The sequence below is a fragment of the uncultured Maribacter sp. genome (assembly GCF_947496775.1).
In the GTDB taxonomy this organism is placed as follows: Bacteria; Bacteroidota; Bacteroidia; order Flavobacteriales; family Flavobacteriaceae; genus Maribacter_B.
In genome coordinates, this window is record NZ_CANMDU010000003.1 from 248607 (window position 1) to 272407 (window position 23801).

General features: G+C 33.8%; 17 protein-coding genes. 7 read left to right on the forward strand and 10 right to left on the reverse strand.

Going from position 1 to position 23801, the window contains the following annotated elements:
• Positions 1 to 71 precede the first annotated feature (71 nt).
• From Q0856_RS07805 to Q0856_RS07820, 4 genes are read left to right on the forward strand one after another with little or no spacing between them, the layout of a single operon-like run.
• Entirely contained in the window at positions 72 to 7064 is a 6993-nt protein-coding gene (locus tag Q0856_RS07805; protein ID WP_298503931.1) for a BspA family leucine-rich repeat surface protein, read from the forward strand.
• 4 nt (positions 7065 to 7068) lie between these two features.
• Positions 7069 to 8001, forward strand: a complete 933-nt coding sequence (locus Q0856_RS07810; protein WP_298503934.1) for a PorP/SprF family type IX secretion system membrane protein — start codon at positions 7069 to 7071, stop codon at positions 7999 to 8001.
• 9 nt (positions 8002 to 8010) lie between these two features.
• Positions 8011 to 8550, forward strand: coding sequence for a hypothetical protein (locus Q0856_RS07815; protein WP_298503936.1), 540 nt, complete (start codon positions 8011 to 8013; stop codon positions 8548 to 8550).
• A 12-nt stretch (positions 8551 to 8562) separates the two neighbouring features.
• On the forward strand, positions 8563 to 9159 hold the full coding sequence (locus Q0856_RS07820; RefSeq protein WP_298503938.1) for a toxin-antitoxin system YwqK family antitoxin: 597 nt from the start codon (positions 8563 to 8565) through the stop codon (positions 9157 to 9159).
• Here Q0856_RS07820 and Q0856_RS07825 read toward each other — a convergent pair.
• Positions 9139 to 10572 (reverse strand): PLP-dependent aminotransferase family protein, encoded by a 1434-nt coding sequence (locus Q0856_RS07825; RefSeq protein WP_298503940.1) that lies wholly within the window; start codon positions 10570 to 10572, stop codon positions 9139 to 9141. The two genes, Q0856_RS07820 and Q0856_RS07825, sit on opposite strands and share 21 nt — an antisense overlap.
• A 103-nt stretch (positions 10573 to 10675) precedes the next feature.
• On the opposite strand from Q0856_RS07825, the gene Q0856_RS07830 reads away from it, so the two are divergent.
• Positions 10676 to 12097, forward strand: coding sequence for an aminotransferase class V-fold PLP-dependent enzyme (locus Q0856_RS07830; RefSeq protein WP_298503943.1), 1422 nt, complete (start codon positions 10676 to 10678; stop codon positions 12095 to 12097).
• 2 nt (positions 12098 to 12099) lie between these two features.
• Entirely contained in the window at positions 12100 to 12906 is an 807-nt protein-coding gene (locus tag Q0856_RS07835; RefSeq protein WP_298503946.1) for a PhzF family phenazine biosynthesis protein, read from the forward strand.
• 125 nt (positions 12907 to 13031) lie between these two features.
• On the opposite strand, the gene Q0856_RS07840 is transcribed toward Q0856_RS07835, so the two are convergent.
• The 5 genes from Q0856_RS07840 to Q0856_RS07860 form a co-directional block, all read right to left on the reverse strand.
• On the reverse strand, positions 13032 to 13874 hold the full coding sequence (locus Q0856_RS07840; protein WP_298503949.1) for a pseudouridine synthase: 843 nt from the start codon (positions 13872 to 13874) through the stop codon (positions 13032 to 13034).
• A gap of 55 nt (positions 13875 to 13929) precedes the next feature.
• Complete coding sequence (locus Q0856_RS07845) at positions 13930 to 14880, reverse strand: carbon-nitrogen hydrolase family protein (protein WP_298503950.1); 951 nt, start codon at positions 14878 to 14880, stop codon at positions 13930 to 13932.
• A complete protein-coding gene (locus tag Q0856_RS07850) occupies positions 14881 to 15786 on the reverse strand; it encodes a geranylgeranylglycerol-phosphate geranylgeranyltransferase (protein WP_298503952.1) in 906 nt (301 codons plus the stop codon). It lies immediately after the preceding gene.
• A gap of 10 nt (positions 15787 to 15796) precedes the next feature.
• The gene (locus Q0856_RS07855) at positions 15797 to 16735 is read right to left on the reverse strand and encodes a mevalonate kinase (RefSeq protein ID WP_298477524.1); all 939 of its coding nucleotides are present in this window, start codon (positions 16733 to 16735) and stop codon (positions 15797 to 15799) included.
• 63 nt (positions 16736 to 16798) lie between these two features.
• Positions 16799 to 17881 carry a diphosphomevalonate decarboxylase gene (locus tag Q0856_RS07860; RefSeq protein WP_298503954.1) on the reverse strand — a complete coding sequence of 361 codons (1083 nt, stop codon included), beginning with the start codon at positions 17879 to 17881 and terminating at the stop codon, positions 16799 to 16801.
• 92 nt (positions 17882 to 17973) lie between these two features.
• Between Q0856_RS07860 and Q0856_RS07865 the strand changes: the two genes are divergently transcribed.
• Positions 17974 to 18447, forward strand: coding sequence for a TspO/MBR family protein (locus Q0856_RS07865; protein ID WP_298477517.1), 474 nt, complete (start codon positions 17974 to 17976; stop codon positions 18445 to 18447).
• Here Q0856_RS07865 and Q0856_RS07870 read toward each other — a convergent pair.
• The 4 genes from Q0856_RS07870 to Q0856_RS07885 all read right to left on the reverse strand — a co-directional run bounded on the left by Q0856_RS07870 (position 18439) and on the right by Q0856_RS07885 (position 23486).
• Complete coding sequence (locus tag Q0856_RS07870; protein ID WP_298503956.1) at positions 18439 to 18981, reverse strand: DUF1697 domain-containing protein; 543 nt, start codon at positions 18979 to 18981, stop codon at positions 18439 to 18441. The two genes, Q0856_RS07865 and Q0856_RS07870, sit on opposite strands and share 9 nt — an antisense overlap.
• A gap of 1 nt (position 18982) precedes the next feature.
• Positions 18983 to 20266 carry an NAD(P)/FAD-dependent oxidoreductase gene (locus Q0856_RS07875; protein WP_298503958.1) on the reverse strand — a complete coding sequence of 428 codons (1284 nt, stop codon included), beginning with the start codon at positions 20264 to 20266 and terminating at the stop codon, positions 18983 to 18985.
• Positions 20266 to 20955 (reverse strand): glycerophosphodiester phosphodiesterase family protein, encoded by a 690-nt coding sequence (locus Q0856_RS07880; protein WP_298503959.1) that lies wholly within the window; start codon positions 20953 to 20955, stop codon positions 20266 to 20268. The genes Q0856_RS07875 and Q0856_RS07880 overlap by 1 nt, the downstream gene beginning before the upstream one ends.
• 224 nt (positions 20956 to 21179) lie before the next feature.
• The gene (locus Q0856_RS07885; protein ID WP_298503961.1) at positions 21180 to 23486 is read right to left on the reverse strand and encodes a type IA DNA topoisomerase; all 2307 of its coding nucleotides are present in this window, start codon (positions 23484 to 23486) and stop codon (positions 21180 to 21182) included.
• Between the last annotated feature and the right edge of the window lie 315 nt (positions 23487 to 23801).

The window sequence follows — 23801 nt, forward strand, 5'->3', positions numbered from 1 at the left end:
AGACAAATTCAATTATACCATAAATCATAATAAAAAAAAAGTAACGTTACCATTTCATACCTAAACCTACTATGATAAAACATATACTTACTACGTTCCTATTACTTTTTAGCTTTTGTGTTTTAGGGCAAGAATTTTCCTCAATCTGGAATACCAATAACACAGAAACAGGTTCTTCTGCTATCAACCAAATAACCATACCTACCAACCCCGCATATACTACTTACAATTATGATATAGATTGGGGAGATGGCTCTACAGATACTGGAGTAACAGGCAATATAACCCATGATTATGCAGCACCAGGGACCTATACAATTGAAATAAGCGGAACTTTCCCAGCTATCTATTTTAATGATGATCGGGCTAATGATAAACTAAAAATCATTGAAATATTAGCTTGGGGCGATATTCAATGGCGAACTATGGAGAATGCTTTCTTTGGTTGTTCTAATATGAATTTTGATTTAATTGATTCACCAGATCTTTCTCAGGTTACTTCCTTAAAACAAATGTTTAGAGGCTGTCGGTCATTTAACGGAATTGTAAATAACTGGAATACAGCTACTATTACAGACATCTCGGGTGTTTTCTATAACGCAGAAACATTTAATAGGCCATTAGAAAATTGGACAACGAACTCGGTAACAGATATGTCTTATGCTTTTTACGAAGCTGAACTATTTAATGAACCATTAGATAGTTGGAGTACGGGTGCTGTAATTACAATGTCTAATATGTTTAACCATGCCGAAGATTTTAATCAGAACATTAACAATTGGAATGTTAGTAACGTAACAGACATGTCTAATTTGTTTTACTATGCCAGAACTTTTAATCAGCCTTTAGAGTTATGGAATGTTAGTAAGGTAACCACAATGGCTGGGATGTTTTACTTATCATCATTTAACCAACCTATTAACGATTGGGAAGTAGATAATGTAACAGACTTATCTAGGATGTTTCAAAATTGTCCTTTTAATCAACCCTTAGACAAGTGGAATGTTAGTAATGTTACAACATTAGCTAGCACGTTTGCACAAAATAATAATTTTAATCAACCTTTAAATGATTGGGATGTTAGTAAGGTAACCGACATGAGCAGAACTTTTGGTAGTGCGGGTAGCTTAAAGGCATTTAACCAACCTCTAGATCAATGGGATGTTAGTAATGTTAAAACCATGGCTGGGATGTTTGAGAGTTCTTCTTTTAACCAACCACTAAATGGGTGGGATGTTAGTAAGGTAACCAATATGAGCAATATGTTTGCCGGTTGGGCATCTACATACGTAACTGCTTATAATCAACCACTAGACCTTTGGGATGTTAGCAGCGTTACGAACATGAGTAATATGTTTCATGATTCACGTTTTAACCAAGATATTGAAGGCTGGGAAGTTTCTAATGTTACGAATATGAGTAGTATGTTCGATAACGCAACGCAATTTAATCAGCCACTTAACGCTTGGTCAATTACTTCGCTTACCAATTTAGATGGTATTTTTGCAAATACACCTTTGTTCAACCAACTTCTTGATAACTGGAATACTTCTGCTGTAACAAGAATGAGAAATACATTTCTAAATGCTGAAGCTTTTGACCAAGACTTATCATCTTGGGACATTTCTTCCGTTACATCTATGACATCTATGTTATCCAACTCTGGATTATCCGAGGAAAATTATGACGCTACTTTAATCGGTTGGGCCACCCAAACCGTAGAAGATGATGTTGACTTAGGAGCAACAGGCTTAAAATATTGTGATGGTAGACTTGCAAGACTAGAACTTATTGATAACCATAATTGGACTATAACTGGAGACATTGTTAACTGTACAAATGTATTTTGCACTACAATTACAAACCCTGCTGAAGGAGATACAAATGTTCCTGCAAATTCTAACATACATTGGGCTGCCGCACCAAATGCTACCGGTTACTATATTGACTTAGAGGTGGAAAGAGGTGGAGTCCGTAGCTTTGTAAATATCAGTGGAAGCCCCGCAAATAATTATGATGTTGGCAACATACAAATTTTAACTTTTACCAACGAATTTACTCCAGGCGATACTATTTTCATTACCGTTACACCTTATAATGGTGAAGGCCCGGCAGTTGGCTGTGAAGAATTCAGTTTTACCGTAGTACCCTCATGGGTCAATAGTCCAGCTGCCTATAAATTTACGATAGATACTAGATTTGGGCATACTTACGGCACTGACCAGTATGATTTTAGAATACAAAGAAATTCTAGTTACAGCTATAATTACTCCGTTGATTGGGGAGATAGTGAATACAACAACAATGTAACGAATGATATTAGACACATATACAATACGCCGGGCATATATACGATTTCCATAATTGGTGATTTCCCTGCTCCTTATCATTACTATGGAGATGCTGACGAAGTAATTTCTATTGATCAGTGGGGTACACATGAGTATCAATCTATGAAAAGAGCTTGCTTTGGCTGTGAAAATATGGAGTACAATGCTACTGATGTTCCAGACCTTACCCTTGTTACTGATATGTCCGAAATGTTTGAAGACACAAATTTGTTCAACGGTAATATTGATAATTGGGATGTTCGTAACGTAACCCTTATGAACGATGCCTTTAAAGGTGCTCATGTTTTTAACCAACCATTGAATAGTTGGGATGTTAGTAAAGTAACCAATATGTCTAGCATGTTTTACGCCGCTAGAGAATTTAACCAACCCTTGGACACTTGGGTTACCAGTGAAGTTACAAATATGGCTTCTATGTTCTATGATGCAGAAGCATTTAACCAACCCTTAGATTGGGATGTATCCAAGGTTACTTCCATGAGTGGTATGTTCGCATCTACAAATGAATTTAACCAAAATATAGATGATTGGGATGTATCCTCCGTTACCAATATGAACTCTATGTTTAGTAGCGCAATAGCATTCAATGAACCCTTAAACCAATGGAATGTATCCTCAGTCACTACCATGAGTTCTATGTTTAGCAACGCAGAAGTTTTTAATCAACCTTTAAACGATTGGATCGTTTCTTCTGTTACTACTATGAGTTCCATGTTTAGTAATGCTGAGGTTTTTAATCAAAATATAGACAGCTGGCTAGTAACTAATGTGACAGATATGTCTTCCATGTTTAATTCTGCTATTAGTTTTAACGAACCATTGAATAGTTGGGATGTGAACTCTGTAGTAAATATGAGTAACATGTTTAATGAGGCGGAAGTTTTTAACCAGCCATTAAATAGTTGGGATGTAAGTGCTGTTGCTAATATGACTTCTATGTTTGAAGGTGCTTTAATGTTTGATCAACCCCTAAATTCTTGGAATGTTTCCTCTGTAACTTTAATGGAGTCTATGTTTGAAGATGCTGCCGTTTTCAATCAACCTATAAATAATTGGAATACTTCTGTGGTAACCAATTTTGAAGCCATGTTTAAAAACGCCTTGGTTTTTAATGAACCATTATCTAATTGGAACACCGGAGAGGCTTTAACAATGGAAGATATGTTTATGGGAGCTTCGGCCTTCAATCAAAATATAGACTCTTGGGATGTTTCTTTTGTAACAACAATGGAGGCTATGTTTAATGGTGCTACCAGTTATAACCAAACTATGAACTCATGGAATGTAGCTTCTGTAACCACCATGGAAGATATGTTTAAAGGCGCAATAGCCTTTAATGAAAATATTAGCGATTGGAATGTACGTGGTGTTACCACCATGGAAGAAATGTTTAGTGGTGCAACTGCGTTTAATCAGAATTTAAATGACTGGCGTATTTCTGGAGTAAATACAATGGATTATATGTTTAGAGACGCATCGGCATACAACCAACCTATGAATTTATGGAATTTAGGTACTGTAAGCATGCGTTCTGCTTTCTATAATGCCATTGCTTTAAACCAAAGTTTAGCTGAATGGGATGTAAGTAGCGTAACCGATATGCGAGATATGCTAGATAATACGGCGCTAATTAGAGAAAATTACGACAACACCTTAATAGCTTGGTCAGAACAAAATTTAAATAGTGGAATTACCCTTGGTGCAGAAGGCCTACCCTATTGCGATTCGCAAGAAGAAAGACAATCTATGATAGACAATTTTGGGTGGACATTTAACCAAGATGTTCGCGAATGTCCCATACCAGATTGTATACTATTAACATCTCCGCTCAATGGTGATACAGATGTACCAGTAAATACAAATATTACATGGGAACACGCATTATACGCAGAAGGATATCGTTTAACGGTAGGAACCACATCTGAAGGTAATGATATTGTAAATAATGCCACTATAACCAATGAAACCTCATACGAGTTTGCATCCGATTTCAATACTGGAGATGTAGTCTACGTAACCTTAATTCCTTTTAATACAGAAGGAGATGCTGTTGGTCCTTGTACCGAAGAAAGTTTTACTATATCTACCAGTCCAGCAACCATTCCTGAATGTACCAATCTAACAGACCCTTTGCATGCCGCAACAGATGTTGTTGTAACTACAGATTTAAGTTGGAACCCAATTTCTAATGCAGATGGTTATAAAATAACCGCAGGAACCTCATCTGGGGCAAACGACATTTTAAATGCAGAAGACGTAGGAAACGTTACCAGTTTGGACCTTACAACAAATTTACCTGAAGACAGTGATATTTTCGTTACTATAATTCCATATAATGACCAAGGTGATGCAACTTTGTGTACCGAAGAACGTTTCCATACCCAAATTATACCAGTACCACCAACATGTACCAATTTAACTTCTCCATTAAGTGGCGCAACGGATGTTGCCATAGACTCCCATTTAAGCTGGACAGCAATAAGTAACGCTACAGGATATTTGGTTACTGTTGGTACTACATCTGGTGGAATTGAAATAGTAAACAATATTGACGTAGGTAATTTTACCACCTATGATATTCCTGAAGATTTACAAGAAGGTAGAATGCATTACGTAACTATTATTCCGTATAATGCAGAAGGTGATGCTATAGGTTGTATGGAAGAAACCTTTACTACAGGAGATTCTACAAGTCCGCCATCATGCACCGTTTTAACAGCGCCTATAAATGGAGCAACAGCCGTAAATCCTACCACCAATTTAAGTTGGACAGGATTAGCATCTGCAACAGGCTATAAACTGTCCGTTGGCTCATCTTCTGGAAGTTCGGATATTTTCACAGGTGATGTAGGTGATGTATTAACCCACGACCTTGCAACCAACCTACCGGAAAGTACTATTATTTATGTTACTATAACTCCATATAATATTAGTGGGGATGCTATTAGTTGCTCTGAAGAAAGTTTTACCACAGACGGAGTACCTTTATGTACTACCTTGTTAACACCTGCAGATGGTGCTACAAATATACCAGTAGACACAAATATTGAGTGGAATGCCAGCGGTAATACAGATGGTTACAAACTAACCGTAAATGCAAGTAGCAGTACTAGTAATAACGTAACCGATTTTGATGTAACCTCTGGTACTACTTATACCTTTGTAAATGATTTTGAACAAGGAGAAACAGTCACAGTAACCGTTATACCATATAATGAAGTTGGGGATGCTATTGGGTGTACTTCGGAGAGCTTTACGATTAAACCTGTACCATCATGCACAAACATAACTTTACCTGTTGATGGTGCAATAGATGTTGCTGTAGATACTAATTTAGAATGGAATGCTATTGCAAATGCCACAGCATATAGGTTAAGTGTTTCTGCTAGTAGTAGTACAACTAACAATGTTACAGATTTTGATACTACCGCTACAAACTATAATTTTTCTAATGATTTTGAACAAGGAGAAACCGTTACGGTTACTATAACACCATATAATGAAATTGGCGATGCTATTGGGTGTTCTTCGGAAAGTTTTACAATTAAAACTGTACCACTATGTACTAATCTTATTAGCCCATTAAATGGAGCTGTAGTGGCAAATGTTAATGAAATTTCTTGGAATGAAATTACGGATGCAGATGGTTATACAATAAACATTTCTGGAAGCAGTACTACGGCAAACAATGAAACCGATTTAGTGGTAACAGGTACAACACATATTTTTGCTAATTCATTTGGCCCAGGAGAAATAGTAACAGTTACAATAATACCTTATAATGAAGTTGGCGATGCCGTTGGGTGTTCTTCGGAAAGTTTTACGGTAAGACCAATACCTTCTTGTACAAATTTAGTATCTCCATTAAACAATGCAACTGAAGTTTCGGTTATCACAGACATTTCTTGGAACACAAGTTTTGATGCAGATGGATATAGAATTTCTGTAGGCACTTCATTAGGAGGTAACGACATTGTTAATAATGAAGATGTTGCTTCTTTAACCAATTATACTTTTGCTGAGGATTTACCTTCCGAAAGTTTAATTTATGTAACTATTACACCATACAATACATCTGGAAGTGCTATTGGTTGTATTTCTGAAAGTTTTGAGACGGAAATAACAGTTCCTGAATGTTCCCCATTATCTAGCCCTTTTAATGGCGAAAATGATGTTCCTTTAGAGACTACCATTTCTTGGGAAGAAGTAGAAAAAACAGATGGATATCGCTTATCCATTGGTACAACTCCAAGAGGAACCGATTTAGTTAACAACCAAGAAATGGGTACAGAAACGAGCTACACCAATAATCAAGAATATCCTTTTAATACGCAGATTTACGTAACAATTACACCTTATAACAGTAAGGGAGATGCAGTACAATGTGAAAACCAATCTTTTACTACAGTAATTCCAGAAGATGAAACTGACTACGGGTTTTCACCAGACGGAGATGGTATAAATGAGTATTGGCATATTGATAATATTGAGTATTACCCGGAAAATGTAGTGATGATTTATAATAGATGGGGAGACGCGGTATTTGAAATTAAAAATTACAATAATACATCTGCCGTTTTCCGAGGAGATGCAAACCTAAAGACCAAAATGGGTGCAGGCAGACTACCTTCAGGAACATACTTCTTTACTATTCAAGTTGAAGGAGAGTCTATTCTTAAAAAAACAAAAGGATTCTTAGTTATAAAGCGTTAATACCATGAAATTAAACAAAAAAATTGGCGCTTTAGCACTAGGTGTTATACTGTCGTTCGTATCTTATAATTCTTTGTTCGCGCAACAAACCCCAACCTTTGCTGAGTATAGTTACAATCCGTTTATGATTAATGGCGCGTATGCCGGACTTACTCAAAATCCAGAATTCTCACTTAGCAACTCTGGTTTTTTAAACGATTTGGAAGGAAGTCCTAGAACTTTCTCTCTTAGTGGACATGGGTCCGTAAATAGAAACAAAGTTGGCCTTGGAGCCGGTATTATCCGAGATCAAATAGGAGTAACTACTTCAACAAGTTTTTTTGCCGCATACTCCTATAAAATATTTTTTGATTTTAAGAGTAATAGACCATATTGGCAATTATACGACGCGGGGGTATTATCCTTTAGTATTACTGCAGGATTACAACAGTACCAAGATAATTTAACCCAATTGGGTATTGTTGGTGATCCAAATTTCGCGCAAGACATTAATTCATCCATTCCAACTATTGGTTTAGGCTTCTTATTTAACCATGCTTCCTTTTATGTTGGCTTTTCTACTCCAAATGTGTTAGGAGATGCCCTAGCTACTGATGATAACTTAAATTTGAACAGTCCGTATTATGGTTATTTTGGGTATCGTTTCTTTAATAACATTTTTCAAGATTTAATGATAAAACCCAATATCCTACTTAAATATGAAAATGGAGCGGCATTACAAACAGATTTCAATATATCAGTAAGTTTTAAAAATAAATTTGAAATTGGTACTGGATATAGAAGTACCAATTCTATAAATTTTTTAGCAGGCATTTATTTGTTCGACAATATTAGAGCCATATACAACTATAATTTAGCAACTAATGATTCTCCTCTTGGTAATACGCATGGGTTTATTTTAAGTTACCAATTTGGAGATGGTTACGCTATAGATTAAATTACTACTATGACTTTAAAAAAAATAATAATTGGATTACTAATACTTAGCGCAATTATTATTGTTAGCTCTTTTTTTTTAGTATTTAGGACAAAAACCAAAGACTTATCTACTAAATACCCCTATAATACTATTATTAATAAAAGTTTAAAAACCAAGCAAGAATGCTATATAACCATACATAAACACGCTTTAGAAAACCCTTATATTTTAGATTTGACTAATTCTAATTTTTATGAGACTTCAGATTCAATTTATAAAATCCCAATTGGAACAATTTTAAAAATAGAAAGTACTAAGGCATTTACAACACCTGTTAGCGGATCTACCCACTGTATGGTGCTAGGTAGTGTATACCTTAACGAAATTAAAGAAACTGTAAAATTTGAGTTTTTCTGGGGAGAAAATCCTACCTACGGTCTTTATGACCATGATGATAATTACGATATATACCCTCTTGCTCCGTGGCAAGAAAAGCCATTGCCTTTTAAGTATTTTTGGGATGGTAGAAAAGAGCCTCATGATTGGGAAAAATGGAATGCTAACTAATACTCTTTTACATTGAAAAAAAACATATTCTTATTTTTAATAGCTTTTCAGTTAATTCAAGGCTGCAATACCTCAAACAAAGAAAAAACTGGTATTACCATTTCTTATGAAAAAGAAGTAATAGAAGTAACCGATTTTTTTGAAAACGGCGATGTATTGTTAACTGGTAAACTTATTAATAACAAAAAAAATGGCAAATGGGTACGCTATTACAGCAATGGCAAAATATTTAAAATAGAAACTTTTAAAGATGATGTTTTAGAAGGCGAATGGAAAGTCTATCATTTTAACGGGCAATTATATTTTGGTGGAAATCATAAAAACAACTACAAAGATGGTACTTGGAAACATTATGCAAAGGATGGTACCCTAAAATATGTACGAATTTATAATCCAGAGGGGAATACTGGGGAATGGAAATATTACTACGATTCAGGGGAAATATCCGATATTGAAAATTATGAAAACGGAAAACCTAACGGTAGATGGATTTCTTACTTTAAAAATGGTCAAATTCATGATAAAGGTGATTATAAAAATGGTAAAAAAATAGGTGTTTGGAAAATTTATGACCACAAAGGTCATTTATTAAAGACTACTATTTTTTAAAAGTTCTCCTAATTCTTTCAAAGCCTTTTCTATTTTGGTACTCCAAGGCATTCCATAGCTAAGTCGCATACAATTTTTATATTGATTTTGAAGGGTGAAAATATTCCCAGGAGTAAAAACAATACCATACTCTAGTGCTTTTTTATATAGCTTATTTACATCAATATTTTCGTTCAATTCTATCCACAACAAAAAACTACCCTTGGGCTTACTAACTCTGGTATCTGCGGGAAAATAATCTACGACCGCTGCCATATACTTTAAACTATTAGCATATAAAGTTTGACGGAGTTTTCTCAAATGATAGTCATATCTACCTTTTGCTAAGAAATTAGCAATAGCCTCCTGTGTAATTGTTGGGGTAGATGATGAAAGACATAGTTTTAACTTTAAAACCTCTTGTAAAAATTTTCCCGGAGCAATCCACCCTACTCTGTATCCTCCAGCAATGGTTTTTGAAAAAGACCCCAGCCACATTACTAATCCTTTAGTATCATAAGTTTTACAAGTATTTGGGCGTTTCTTTTCAAAGTAAATTTCTCCGTAAATATCATCTTCTATTAAAGGTACCTCATACTTTTCAATAATTTTTACAATGCCTTTTTTGTTCTCATCTGGCATGATACTTCCTAAAGGGTTATTAAAATTTGATATTATAACAACTGCTTTAAGCTTTTGTTTTTTGATTGATTTTTCCAGCAGAGCTAAATCTATTCCCAAATCTACATCGGTTGGTAATTCTAATACTCTAAGTTGTAATGCATTTGCTAATTGTAGTATTCCAAAAAAAACAGGACTCTCTACTGCGATAGTATCTCCAGCCTTAGTAACAGCCATTAGTGCTAAAGACAATGCACTTGTGCACCCTGTAGTGGTTATAATATCTTGTTCTTTAAGGTTACCTCCCCATAAAAGTGTTCGTTGTGCAATTTGCCTTCTTAAGTTTTCGCTTCCCTGAATACTGTCATAATACGTTCCTCCTGCTGGAAGTTTTGCAACAGTTTCGTTAACCGTTTTATTCAATTTTGCAACTGGCATTAACTCTGGTGATGGCATACCTAAAGACAGATTTACAATACTTTTATCATTTATTCTTTCATAAAAATCAATAATAATATCAGTTACCTCACGTAATACAGGTTCCGCTTTTGGGGCTGTTTTCGCAGGCTTTTGAAGCGATTTATTTTCGGAATACACAACATAATATCCTGAGCGTGGTCTTGATTCTATTAAACTCTTCGCTTCTAATCTATAATATGCTTCAAGTACTGTGCTTACACTTACACCGTACTCTTTTTTAAGTATCCTTACCGAAGGCAATTTATCGCCAAACTTTAATATACCTTCATTTATTTGCTCCTCTATAGCATGAGCAATATTATTATATAAAAAACTTTTAGTCGCGTTTTTCATTTTAAAAACCATTATCTGTACTGGTTAAAAATACAAAAACTGAATCTGTTATGGTTTCAAATTTATGTTGAATTTTGAAAAAGAAACATAATCATAATTACCCATGACTAAAAAAAGTACAATCCAAGATAAAATGTATTCTGATATCCAAGATGAAAGTATTTTTACCTCTGCCCAAACAAACGGATACAATTACCTAACAGAAATATTTGACCGAAATGTTTTTCCCACGGAAAAAGCATTAACAGATTTAGCAAATTTTGATGAAGAAATGCCAGAAAATAGTTCTAATGCACATACTGTACTAGAACATTTACATACCTACGGTTCCCCTGCTACAGTTGCTAACATGGGAGGCAGGTACTTTGGCTTTGTATGCGGTAGCTCTGTACCTGTTGGGTTAGCTGCCAAAAACTTAGCTACTTATTGGGATCAATCGCCAACAATGAATGTGCTATCTCCTATTGGTTCAAAACTAGAAACCGTAGTTGAAAATTGGTTAAAAAATATATTTAACCTTCCAAAACGCACGGCGGCAGGTTTTGTTAGTGGAACATCAATGGCAACATTTTGTGGACTCGCCGCTGCAAGATATCGACTACTGGCAAATCAAAATTGGAATATCAACGAGAATGGCCTTTTTAATGCTCCAAAAATAAGAGTAGTCACTGGAAAACAAGCGCACTCTACGGTTTTAAAAGCCATTAGTCTTTTAGGTTTTGGAAAAAATACCATTGAGTGGGTAGATGTTGATAATCAAGGAAAAATCGTACCTGAATTAATACCAGAACTAGATAACACCACTTTATTAATACTACAAGCGGGTAACGTAAATAGTGGCTCGTTTGATGATTTTGAAAGCATTTGCGAAAAAGCAAATAAAGCAGGCGCTTGGGTGCATATTGATGGCGCCTTTGGTTTTTGGGTTGGGGCGGTTAACCAATTAAAACATTTAACCAAAGGAGCAGAAAAAGCAAATTCTTGGGCGGTAGATGGGCACAAAACTTTAAACACGCCTTATGATAGCGGTGTTGTATTATGTGAAGACAAAGAAGCTCTAATGAGTGCTTTACATATGTCCGGAAGTTATATTATAACAAGCAAAGAGAGAGATGGTACTTTTTACACGCCAGAAATGTCTAGACGAGCCAGAATTGTGGAGCTTTGGGCCATTCTAAAATATTTAGGAAAAAGTGGTGTAGATGAAATGATTTTAGGAATGCATAAAAGAGCACAGCAATTCGTTAACGAGTTAAAAAACGAAAACGGGTTTACCGTACTAAATGATGTTGTTTTTAATCAGGTAATGGTCTCTTGCAAGACAGACGACCTTACCGATAAAACTTTAGTTAGAATTCAAGAATTACGAGAATGCTGGGTTGGCGGTTCTATTTGGAAAAACAGAAAAGTAATTCGTATTAGTGTTTGTTCTTGGGCAACAACAAAAGAAGATGTAACTAGATCTGTACATTCTTTTAAACAGGCATTACGAGAAGTTCAAAAAAACACACTTATAGCCAAATAAACATGAAAACCTATATTGTTAATTCGTTTACCAATGAACCCTTTAAGGGCAACCCAGCTGGAGTATGTATCACAACCGAAGAACTAGATGCTGATGTAATGTTATCTATTGCCAAAGAGTTAGGACATTCAGAAACCACTTTTGTATTTCAGCAAAACGAAAACGAATTTTTAATCCGTTTTTTCTCTCCAAAAATGGAAATTCCTTTATGCGGTCATGCCAGTTTAGCAGCATCAAAAGTTATTTTTGAACAAAACCAAAGTCTTAATATCATTCAGTTTACCAATGTTCAAAATTTAAAGCTAAAAATTGAAAAAAACGACGACAATACTATCCAAATGCAATTTCCCAAATATGATACAATTCCATTTACGGTTTCTAACAATTTATTAAGTGCTTTAGGAATAAAAGAAGTAATTAATTGCGTTTATAATGAAGAAACCAAAATTATGTTGCTTCATATAAAAGATTGTATTGTTTTACAAAACTTAACTCCAAATTTTGAAGCTTTATACAAATCGCATGATTCCATAAATGGAGTTCTGGTTACCGCATTATCCAATAAAAGTGATTTTGATTTTGAATCGAGATATTTTTGGCCTTGGAGTGGTACCAATGAAGACCCTGTGACTGGAGCTACACATACTTTTTTAGCGCCATATTGGGGAATTATTTTAGGAAAAACAAAAATGAAGTCTTTTCAATGCTCCAAAAGAACTGGGTATTTAGAAGTTAACCTCCTTGCAGAGGATAAAATGAGTATAAAAGGTTGTGCTAAAATCGTTTTAAAAGGAAAATTAAAGCTCTAGAAAAGACAAAACCGATAAAAATATCGGTCTTAAGGCTTGCTTTTTTATGCTCTTAACTAATTAAGTAGCACTGCAAATATCCAGCTTTTATACTATTGTAAAGTTATCTTAACCTTACTTTTGGATTATTTAATCATTCCCAAATTAATAACTTCTTGGTCTGTTAAATACCTCCAATGCCCTCTTGGTAAATCTTTTTTTGTTAAACCAGCATAAGCTACTCTATCTATCTTTTCTACTTTATAATCTAGTTCCTCAAAAATACGTTCTACAATACGGTTTCTAGAGCTAAATATTTCTATTCCTACTTCGCGTTTTGGGGCGTCATCTATAAAGCTAACATCTTGCACACGAACTACTTTTTCCTCGACCATTAGGCCTTCTTTAATACGTTTTAAATCTACACTTCTTAAATCTCTATCTAAGACAACATGGTATATTTTTCGCAACCCATTTATAGGGCTTTTTAATCTTTTCGTTAAATCTCCATCATTGGTAAAAAGTAAAAGTCCTGTAGCATTTTTATCCATTTTATCTATAGGTAATAGTTTGGCATCAGATGCTGCAGAAATAAGTCCGGCAACATTACGCCTACCTCTTTCATCTCTTACGGTAGTAGAAAAATCTTTGGGTTTATTTAAAAGGACGTATTCTTTCTTTACTGGGTTTAAAAGTCTTCCATCAAACTTAACCTCATCAGTAAGTTTTACTTTGTACCCCATTTCCGTAATAGGCTTACCATTAACCGTTACATTACCAGAAGAAATGTAAATATCGGCATCTCTTCTAGAGCATACTCCAGAGTTTGCAACATACTTATTTAACCTAATAGAATTGGGATCTGAAGGTTGTTTTGCAACCGTTTGTTTTGATGCACGTGGTGTACTAGAACCGTAACTATTCTTCTTAAAACCGCTACCTTTTTTATTGAACGATTTTTTTCCTCCTCTAGAATCTGGCTTGCCCATGTTTATTAATTTTTTGCAAAGGTAGCAAATTGCAATTGGGCAATACCAATTAATGTTAATCTTTAAACTCCACTGTGGATTGGCGTTCTCTATTTATCGTAAGTTTAGTGACATCTGGTCTTGAATAATGACCTACTACATCAAAATTTTGACGTTCTTCATATACCCTATTAAAATCTAAAGTATGGTAAATTAACCCTTCTTTATCTATTACTGGTTCTACCAACCATTCCCCATCTGGCCCCGCTATACAAGAACCTCCATTAGCCATAACATTAGGAGCTTGCTCTAAAATACTAGACAAATGCGGAGTATCTTTAGGAAAATCTTCTTTCTTCATCAATGAAGAAACCGATATTACAAAACTCCTAGATTCTCGTGCAATGAACCTCGTTATATCTTTTGTGTTATGATCATTTCCAGGCCATACTGCTATATGCAAATTTTCTCCAAGACCATATAGTGCTGTTCTGGGTAAGGGCATCCAATTTTCCCAACAATTAAGTCCGCCCACCGTAAATTGCTTTAGGGGATGTACTTTTAGACCGTTCCCATCTCCCGGAGCCCAGGTTAATCTTTCATCGTAGGTTGGTTGTAATTTTCTATGTACCGATTTTATTTCTCCCTCTTCATTTATATAAACTAAAGAACAATAAATGCTATGTCCTCCTCTATCCTTTGCCCGCTCCATTATTCCCAAATAAATAGCAATATTATTTTCTTTAGCAAGAGTACATATAGGATCTAGTTCTCCCGCCTCTACCTGTATGGCATTACGAACATAATGCGCGTGAATTTCCTTGTTTACTTTTAAATCCCATTTTGCACCTTCTGTAAAAGCTAACCAAAAGGGATAACCTGGTAATAAAGCTTCTCCAAAAATAATTAACTCAGCACCAGTAATAGCTGCTTCTTTTATGCAAGTTTTAATTTTTGTTATAGTTCCTTCTTTATTTAACCATACAGGTGCTATTTGAGCTAAGGCAACTTTTAATTCGCTTTCCATTTACAAAATTCTATTTAGTACCAAATCAATGTCAATCAACAAGATACTAAAAACGCCTGCAATTATAATTAGTTTAAGAATATTATGAAGCCACACAAAGTGCTTTTTCGAATTTGCTTTTGAAAGAAGTATTAAAAAAAGAATAAACAATATTATACAACCAATAAAGTAATAATTCATAAAACCGATATGAAATTTTGTAATCAACAATAAAGAAGGAATAAGGGTAAGTAAAATTAAACCTGCAATCATTGTTTTTGACATATTCACTCCGTACAAAACAGGTATGGTTGTATAGCTTTGCGCCAAATCGCCTTTCATATTTTCTAAATCCTTTATCATTTCTCTTGCCAGGATTAGTAGAAACAAAAACATAGCATGCACAAAGATTACTTGTTCAAAATTTTTGTAGTAAACAAACACTGCAAAAAATGGCGCAATTGCCAAAGTAGAGGAAATAAAATTACCTATAAAAGGTATTTTTTTAAGTTTATGCGAATAAAACCAAATTCCAAAAATATATGCAGAAAAAAATAGTACCGCTTTAAAAGACACGTAACTAGCTGCAAAAACGGCCAAAAAATTTAAAACAAAATATGTTGTTAATTTAAAACGCTGACTAACCAGCCTATCTAACATTGTTTTTCGAGGTTTATTAATTAAATCTTTCTCTGAATCGTAGAAATTATTAATAATATACCCACTTGCAATTACTAAAGTAGATGCCAATATTATTGCAAATAAATTTAAGTCTAAAGCCACTTGTCTAAGGGGCAAGCTAGGAGATAAAATATAAATAGAAGCTAAATACTGAGCGAGGGCAATCATTAAGACATTATATCCTCGTACAACAGAAAACAAACTTAATAACTTAAGAAGCACTAGCTTGTTTTTTCTAGAAAGCATGTATTTTAATTTAGAAGTTGTAAACCACCTCTAACGGATAATCTTTAAGTGCTTTTTTAGCCTTATCAATGTCTTGGGTAAATCCTAAAATATATCCACCACCACCAGAACCACATAATTTAAGGTAGTAATCATTTGTTTCAATTCCTTTTTTCCATAAGTGATGAAATTTAGACGGAATCATTGGTTTAAAATTATCTAAAACTACATGAGATAACTGTTTTAGATTTCCAAAAAGTGATTTTACATTACCATTTATAAAATCTTCAACGCAAGCATCTGTATGTTTTATAAACTGATCCTTTAACATGCTTCTAAATCCTTCGCTCTTCATTTTATCCATAAAGAGTTCTACCATAGGTGCTGTTTCACCAATTATACCACTGTCTAGTAAAAACACCGCCCCATTACCTTCTTTGTTTTGTGAAGGAATACTTGTGGACTCTATATTGTCCTTAGAATTAATAAGTATGGGTAAACTTAAGTAGCTATTTAACGGATCTAAACCTGAAGATTTTCCATGGAAAAAAGATTCCATTATCCCAAAAATAGACTTCAGAGTTAATAATTTTTCCCTCGTTAAGTTTTCTAATATGGTAATCTTATTACTAGCATATTTATCATATATAGCGGCAACTAAAGCACCACTACTACCTACTCCATACCCTTGAGGTATTGAGCTATCAAAATACATACCGGCATTTACATCCTTAGTTAAAGCATTAAAATTAAAAGAAAATAAGTCTGGAGATTCTTTTTCTACTTTCTGTAAATACAATGCAAAATTCTTTAAATGAAGGTTAGATTCTATTGCAGATTTAGAAGGATTTTCATCCATCTTTAATGCTCCCTTAAAATAATTATAAGGAATAGATAAGCCTTTAGAATCTTTTATGATTCCGTATTCTCCGAATAATAATATTTTTGAATAAAATAAAGGCCCTTTCATTTCGTATAAATTGATTTGCAACAGACTATATAACGCTTATTAGACACTTATATGATTAATAAGTTACATTTTTTTTGCTCCAAATCCTATTCGATCACAAATATACTGCCCGTTTTGGCAAAAAGCAACTAACTCATCCTTAATAAATTGGAAGATTACGTCTTTTTCGGATTCGGGATATAATACGTGAACATTTGCTCCAGCATCTAACGTAAAACAAACATTACTATTTGTTTTTTTTCTAAACTCCCATATTTTATTAATAATTTCGAGCGTATTGGGTTTCATCAACACAAAATAAGGAAGACTAGTCATCATCATAGCATGCAACGTTAGCGCCTCACTCTCCACAATTTCTATAAAGGTTTTTAAATCTCCTTTTTCAAAAACTCCTTTTAGCTTCGTTAAATTACCATGCGCCTGTTTAAATCTTTGTTGAGAAAAAGGGTGTCCATGCATTAAATTATGACCAACTGTACTACTCACTTCTTTTTGCCCCTTATCTACTAAAAGAATAGTATCGTGGTATTTTTTAAATACAGAATGTACGGCATAAGGGTATTTTATAGCATGTAAATTAGAACTATTTTCAATGCCGTTATGTGCACCCCACTCTACCAAATCTCCTTCTATACTTCTTGCAGCACTACCTGAACCTAAACGGGCTAGGAAAGAAGCTTTTTTTACGAAAAATTCCTCCGTCATTTTAGGGTTCAACTCTTTTTCTAGAGACATAAGCCCTAATGCTAAAGCAGATAAACCACTTGCGGAAGATGCAATACCACTGCTATGAGGAAAAGAATTGGAGGTCTCTATTATAAAATGATACTGCTTTAAAAATGGGAGATATTCTTCTACTCGCTCTAAAAAAGTAATGATTTTTGGTTTAAAATCCTCCTTGCGTTTTCCTTCAAAAAATAAATCGATTGAAAACTCTGTTCCTCGCTCTTTACGCCTCGTAAACTTTAAATTTGTAGTAGTGGCGCAAGCATTTAACGTAAAACTTATAGAAGGGTTGGCAGGAATTTGATTAGCTTCTTTACCCCAATACTTTATCAATGCTATATTGCTTGGCGATTTCCATGTTACTTCACCTTTTTCTATTTGATTTTGGTACTCCGAAGGGATAAAATATTTTTCGGTCATTCGGTTTCTTTTTTACAAAGATAAAGTTTAAGTGCTTTTAAGATTGTTGCCAATTAAAATAAATTACTATTTTAGGACAAAGACTAGTCTTTATGAAAAAGAAACTAATTTATATTACTATTTCTGTTGGCATCTGTTTAGTCATAGGTTTCTTATCTAGTTTTGCAACACAAAGTTCTGTAAATGATTGGTATGCTGCATTAAATAAGCCCAATTTTAATCCTCCCAATTGGATTTTCGCCCCTGTATGGAGCGTATTATATATTTTAATGGGTATTGCCGCAGGTATTGTTTGGGCAAAAGGATTTTATCATTTATGGGTAAAAACAGCTCTATACCATTTTGGTTTTCAACTTCTTCTTAATGCCTTATGGAGTATTGTTTTTTTTGGCTTAAAAGAACCTCTTTGGGCCTTACTTATAATAATTGGCCTTCTCATTATGTTAGGCTTTACTTTTAAATGGTTTAAGGTAGTAAACAAGACTGCAGCTTATATGCTTATCCCCTACATACTTTGGGTGAGTTTTGCAATCCTTTTAAATTATAAAATATGGGAATTAAATTAATGCCATCTCTTGTAATTTTAGCATTGTTTTATAATTCCTAGTAGTTGCAGATACCTTTAGCTTTTTCTCTATAAAATTATTGGTACACTTTGCTTTTCCTGCTCCTAAAGCACATCTTAAATACACACAGGTTGGAGTAATAACTAGTTGTTCGTTTTGGAATGAAATAGAAGATAAAATAGAACTATTCTCTATTTTAGGAGCTTCTTTTAACACTACAAAATAGATTTTATTACTTGCCAAATCTTCTTTGTTCTTATAAGGGTTCTTATCTAATATATCTTTTATCTGTTCTGCATTTTTTACTAAAACAGGAACTTCGAAATCATAATTTTCTTTAATCAAAGTAAAGAGTTGATGCTCTAATTTTGTGCTATCTTCTTCCTGAGAACTAAAAATAATATTACCACTTTGTATATACGTTTTTACATTAGTAAAATCTTCTTTTTCTAGAAGAAGACGTAAATCCGCCATTTTAATTTTTTTATGTCCGCTTACATTAATCCCTCGTAATAAAGCTATATATGTTTTCATATTAATCTTCATTAAATTCAGAAACTATTCCTTGTGCAGCAAGATAACCACTAGTCCAAGCGTTTTGAAAATTAAAGCCTCCTGTAATAGCGTCTATATTTAATACCTCTCCTGCAAAAAAGAGATTTGGCAATTTTTTGCTACCATAGGTTTTAAAATTAACTTCTTTTAAATCTACCCCACCCGCAGTAACAAACTCGTCTTTAAAAGTGCTTTTCCCATCTACTGTAAACTTACAATTGGTTAATTGTTCTGCTAAACCTTGCAATTGTATTTTAGTAATATCTGCCCATTTTATTTGGTCCGAAATACCACAAGCCTTTACTAAATTTATCCAAAGTCTTTTTGGCACCTCAATAGTTTTAGTTCTTAAAACGGTCTTCTTTGCTTCTACCTCTTTAATTTCTAAAAGATAATCAATAACTGCCCCTTCATGGAATTCCGGAAGCCAATTTACTAGAATATCGAACTTATACTTAACATCATGTAACATATTTGCTCCCCATGCTGATAGCTTTAAAATTGCTGGTCCGCTCATTCCCCAATGGGTAATTAATAATGGCCCTTCTGTTTCTAAAAGCGGTTCTGCAATAGGTTTACTTTTTAACTCTACAGTAATATTGCTTTGATACCTCTTTTTTGGTAATATTTTTACACGGGCAATAGTACTAACTCCAGGAATTCCCGTAATTCGCTGATCTTTAATATTAAAAGTAAACAAAGAAGGGACCGGAGAAACAATAGTATGGCCTAAATTTTTGAGAATAGACCATATTTTAGGACTACTTCCGCTAGCTATCAATAATTTTGTACAATGATATTCGTTTTTTATAGTTGTAATATTCCAACTCAGAGATTCCTTTATAAACTCTATATTCGTTACAGCACTGTGTTTTAGAACTTTAATTCCAAGTTTAGCACTTTCTTCTAAAAAACAATCTATTATAGTTTGCGAAGTGTTAGATTCTGGAAACATCCTACCATCTTCTTCTATCTTTAAATTAACACCTCTTTCTTGAAAAAAACCAACCGTATCGCCGCTACAATATTTATGAAAAGGGCCCAAAAGTTCTTTTTCTCCTCTAGGATAATTTTTTACCAATTCCTTTGGGTCAAATTCAGCATGGGTAACATTGCACCGACCTCCTCCAGAAATTCTTACTTTAGCCAAGACGTCTTTTCCCTTTTCTAAAATTCCTATTTTAAGATTCGGGTTACTTTCCGCAATATGTATTGCTGCGTAAAAACCAGAAGCTCCACCTCCTATTATTAAAACATCAAACATTAATTAACTCGTTCTGGATAGTTCGTAATTATGCCGTCGACGGCCCACCTTTTTGCCAAATTAATATCATTTGAACTATTAACTGTCCAAGTGTATATTTTAAACCCTTCGTTGCGAATAGTGTTTGCAATTTCCAACGACAATTTTTCAAAATTAGGATTAATAGCTTCTGCTCTTAACTCTTTTGCTATTGGTATGGCGTCTATTGGGTTTTCTTCTGTTAATACTGCAATGCGAATATTTTTATTGCTTACTCGAGCTTTTCTAAGTTCCTCCCAATTAAAACTAGAGATTATAAAATCTTCTAAAGACCAGCCTTTATTTTCTACGTATTCTAAGACAATATTATTAACGTCTACGGCCGTACTTGCTCCTTTTAATTCAATATTTAATTGCACTTGAGCATTTATACTTTTTAGAACATCTTCTAATAAAGGTATTTTATGATTCCCTGTTACAACTAGCTCGTTAAGAGCCTCTAAGGTGTACTCTTCAATTTTTCCTTCGCCATTTGTCAGCCGATTAACTGTATGGTCATGAAAGACAACAATTTCACCACTTTTAATTTTAAAAACATCAATTTCTATCATATCTACACCTAAATCTAGTGCTTTTTGAATAGAGACTAATGTATTTTCTGTTTCGTGCCCCATGGCGCCACGATGCCCTATAACCAATGGTAATTTCATATTTACGCAACTAACAAAAGATATCAAAATAAATACGAACCAGTATTTTGACATAAATTATAATTAAATTTTATTTGAAAGATAAAAGATTCTTACGAAAGTAATTCTATTTTTAAACGTCCTTCTGTATTTTTTTCATTTCTAAAATGGAACCTGTTTTCCAGGGTAATTGCCCTTTCAACATATATTTTGATTATTGTTTGTTTAGCATTGTAGCAAAATATTTAGTTTCCTCTAAGTATTCTATAAACCACTTCCTTTGTTAATTCTCCTTTTGCCTTTTCGCGAACGGCATCATAACTAAACCTAAAATCGCAGCCCGTTTTATATTCACTACAACCATATGCTGTTTTCCCCTTAATTATAGTTCCTTTATTACATTTTGGGCAACTATTTTTTTCTGTTGATTCATTTAAAATAGTACTACTACCCGGGTTTGTTTGTTTTTTTGGTTCCAATTTTAAATCAAAATTTTCATCAAATCTAACAAGACCTTCTGTAGAAACATTATCCACTTTAAAGCCTTTTAAATTTACAGTACATCCTTTTTGCAGCAATCTAACATACTGCTTTTCTGAAATGGTTTTCCCTTTAAATACAAATGGCATTACAAAATCGCAAGTCTTTTTAAATTCAGAACAACCATATGCTGTTTTCCCTTTAAGAATAGTACCTTTTTTACATTTAGGGCATTTTTCTGATTTAATTCCTAATACCTTCTTAACTATTTTTTTCTTTGTATTAACCGATTTATTATTCGCCGCCGAAATATTAGCTTTTCTTGTTTCGCTTCTAACCTCATATACCAAAAGATCTACCATTTTTTTCATTTGCTTTATAAAACTACTAGCGCTAAATAATCCTTTTTCAATATCTTTTAACTGCTTCTCCCATTTACCTGTAAGATCCGCAGATTTTAATAATTCATTTTGAATGGTACTTATTAATTGAATACCCGTAATTGTAGGGATTACTTGTTTTTTATTACGTTTTATATATTTTCTTCTAAATAATGTTTCAATAATATTTGCTCGTGTAGAAGGACGACCAATACCATTTTCTTTCATAATCTCCCGAAGTTCATCATCCTCGACTTGTTTTCCGGCTGTCTCCATAGCACGTAGAAGCGAGGCCTCTGTGTATTGCTTTGGTGGTTTGGTTTGTTTTTCCAAAAAAGAAGGTTCATGGGGTCCTTTTTCTCCCTTTTTAAAGGTTGGAAGCATTCCAGATTCTTTAGATGCCGAATTTGGAGATTCAAAAACAAGACGCCATCCTTTTTCTACAATCTCTTTCCCTGTAGTTTTAAAATTTACTCTTTCGGCTTTACCAATAACTGTAGTATTAGAGACTTTACAATCTGGGTAAAAAACCGCAATAAAACGGAGTACAATACTATTATAAACTTGCTGCTGGTTGTATTGTAAATTCATTTGCTGCCCCGTTGGTATTATGGCGTGGTGATCCGTTACCTTACTATTATTAAAAACCTTTTTAGTTTTTTTTAGCTTTTTACCATGTAGGGGAGCTGTTAAAGTGGCATAATTGGTTAATTTTTTTAGTATTCCTGGCACTTTTGGATAAACATCATCTGGCAAAAAAGTAGTGTCTACCCTAGGATAGGTTACCACTTTTTGCTCGTATAGTTTTTGAACAATTTTTAAGGTTTCGTCCGCACTAAAACCAAATTTTGTATTACAATATACTTGTAAGCCTGTTAAATCGAATAACTTTGGTGCATATTCGTTACCTGCCTTTTTCGTGACGGAAACAATTTCAAAATCGTGCTCTTTTACAATTTTCGCTAGCTTTTCCCCGTCTTCAACTTTAAGAAAACGTCCTTCTTCATAGCTAAACAAAGTATCCCGATACAGAGTTTGCAATTCCCAATAAGGCTGCGGTTTAAAATTTTCTATTTCGTTATAGCGGTTAACCAACATAGCCAATGTTGGTGTTTGCACGCGACCAATAGACAGTACTTGTTTATATCCACCGTGTTTCAAAGTATACAAACGTGTTGCATTCATCCCTAAAAGCCAATCTCCAATAGCTCGAGAAAAACCTGCATAATACAAATTATCATAATCTGCAGATGGTTTTAGATTATTAAAACCTTCTTTTATAGCTTCCGTTGTTAGCGAAGAAATCCAAAGCCTTTGCACTTTACCTTTATAATTCGCTTGGTTTAAAACCCAACGTTGTATTAATTCACCCTCTTGTCCTGCATCACCGCAATTTATAACAACATCGGCTTTATCAAATAATTGTTTTATAATTTTAAACTGTTTTTCTATACCAGAGTCTTTAGATACTTTGGTTTCAAAACGTTCTGGTAACATTGGTAAATTATTTAAATCCCAACTTTTCCAATGCGGTTTGTAATCCTTTGGTTCTTTCAGTGTGCATAAATGTCCAAAAGTATATGTTATAGCATATCCATTGCCTTCATAATATCCATCGTGCTTGGTTTTAGCTCCAAGAACAGCAGCAATTTCTCTTGCTACTGATGGTTTTTCGGCGATACAGACTTTCATTTATAAAGTAGAATTTAAGATTTGTTATTTGTAAGCATTACTATCTTTAAGTTCAACCCAATTATTCAATTGGGTCTAATATGCTACTTATCAATTTCTAAATAAAACCATTTGAAAACATAAAACCAATTTAATTTTTTAAATATTATTTTCTTTCTTCCTAGATAAAAGTCAGAATTATTAATTAGTATACCGCATTCTTCATTAATTGTCTTATGATTTCATTTTTGGATAGTACTATTAATTACTTTTTAAAATCATTTTTTGTTAATTACAAAATCGATGCTTTTAGACAGAAAAAAAATTAAATGATAA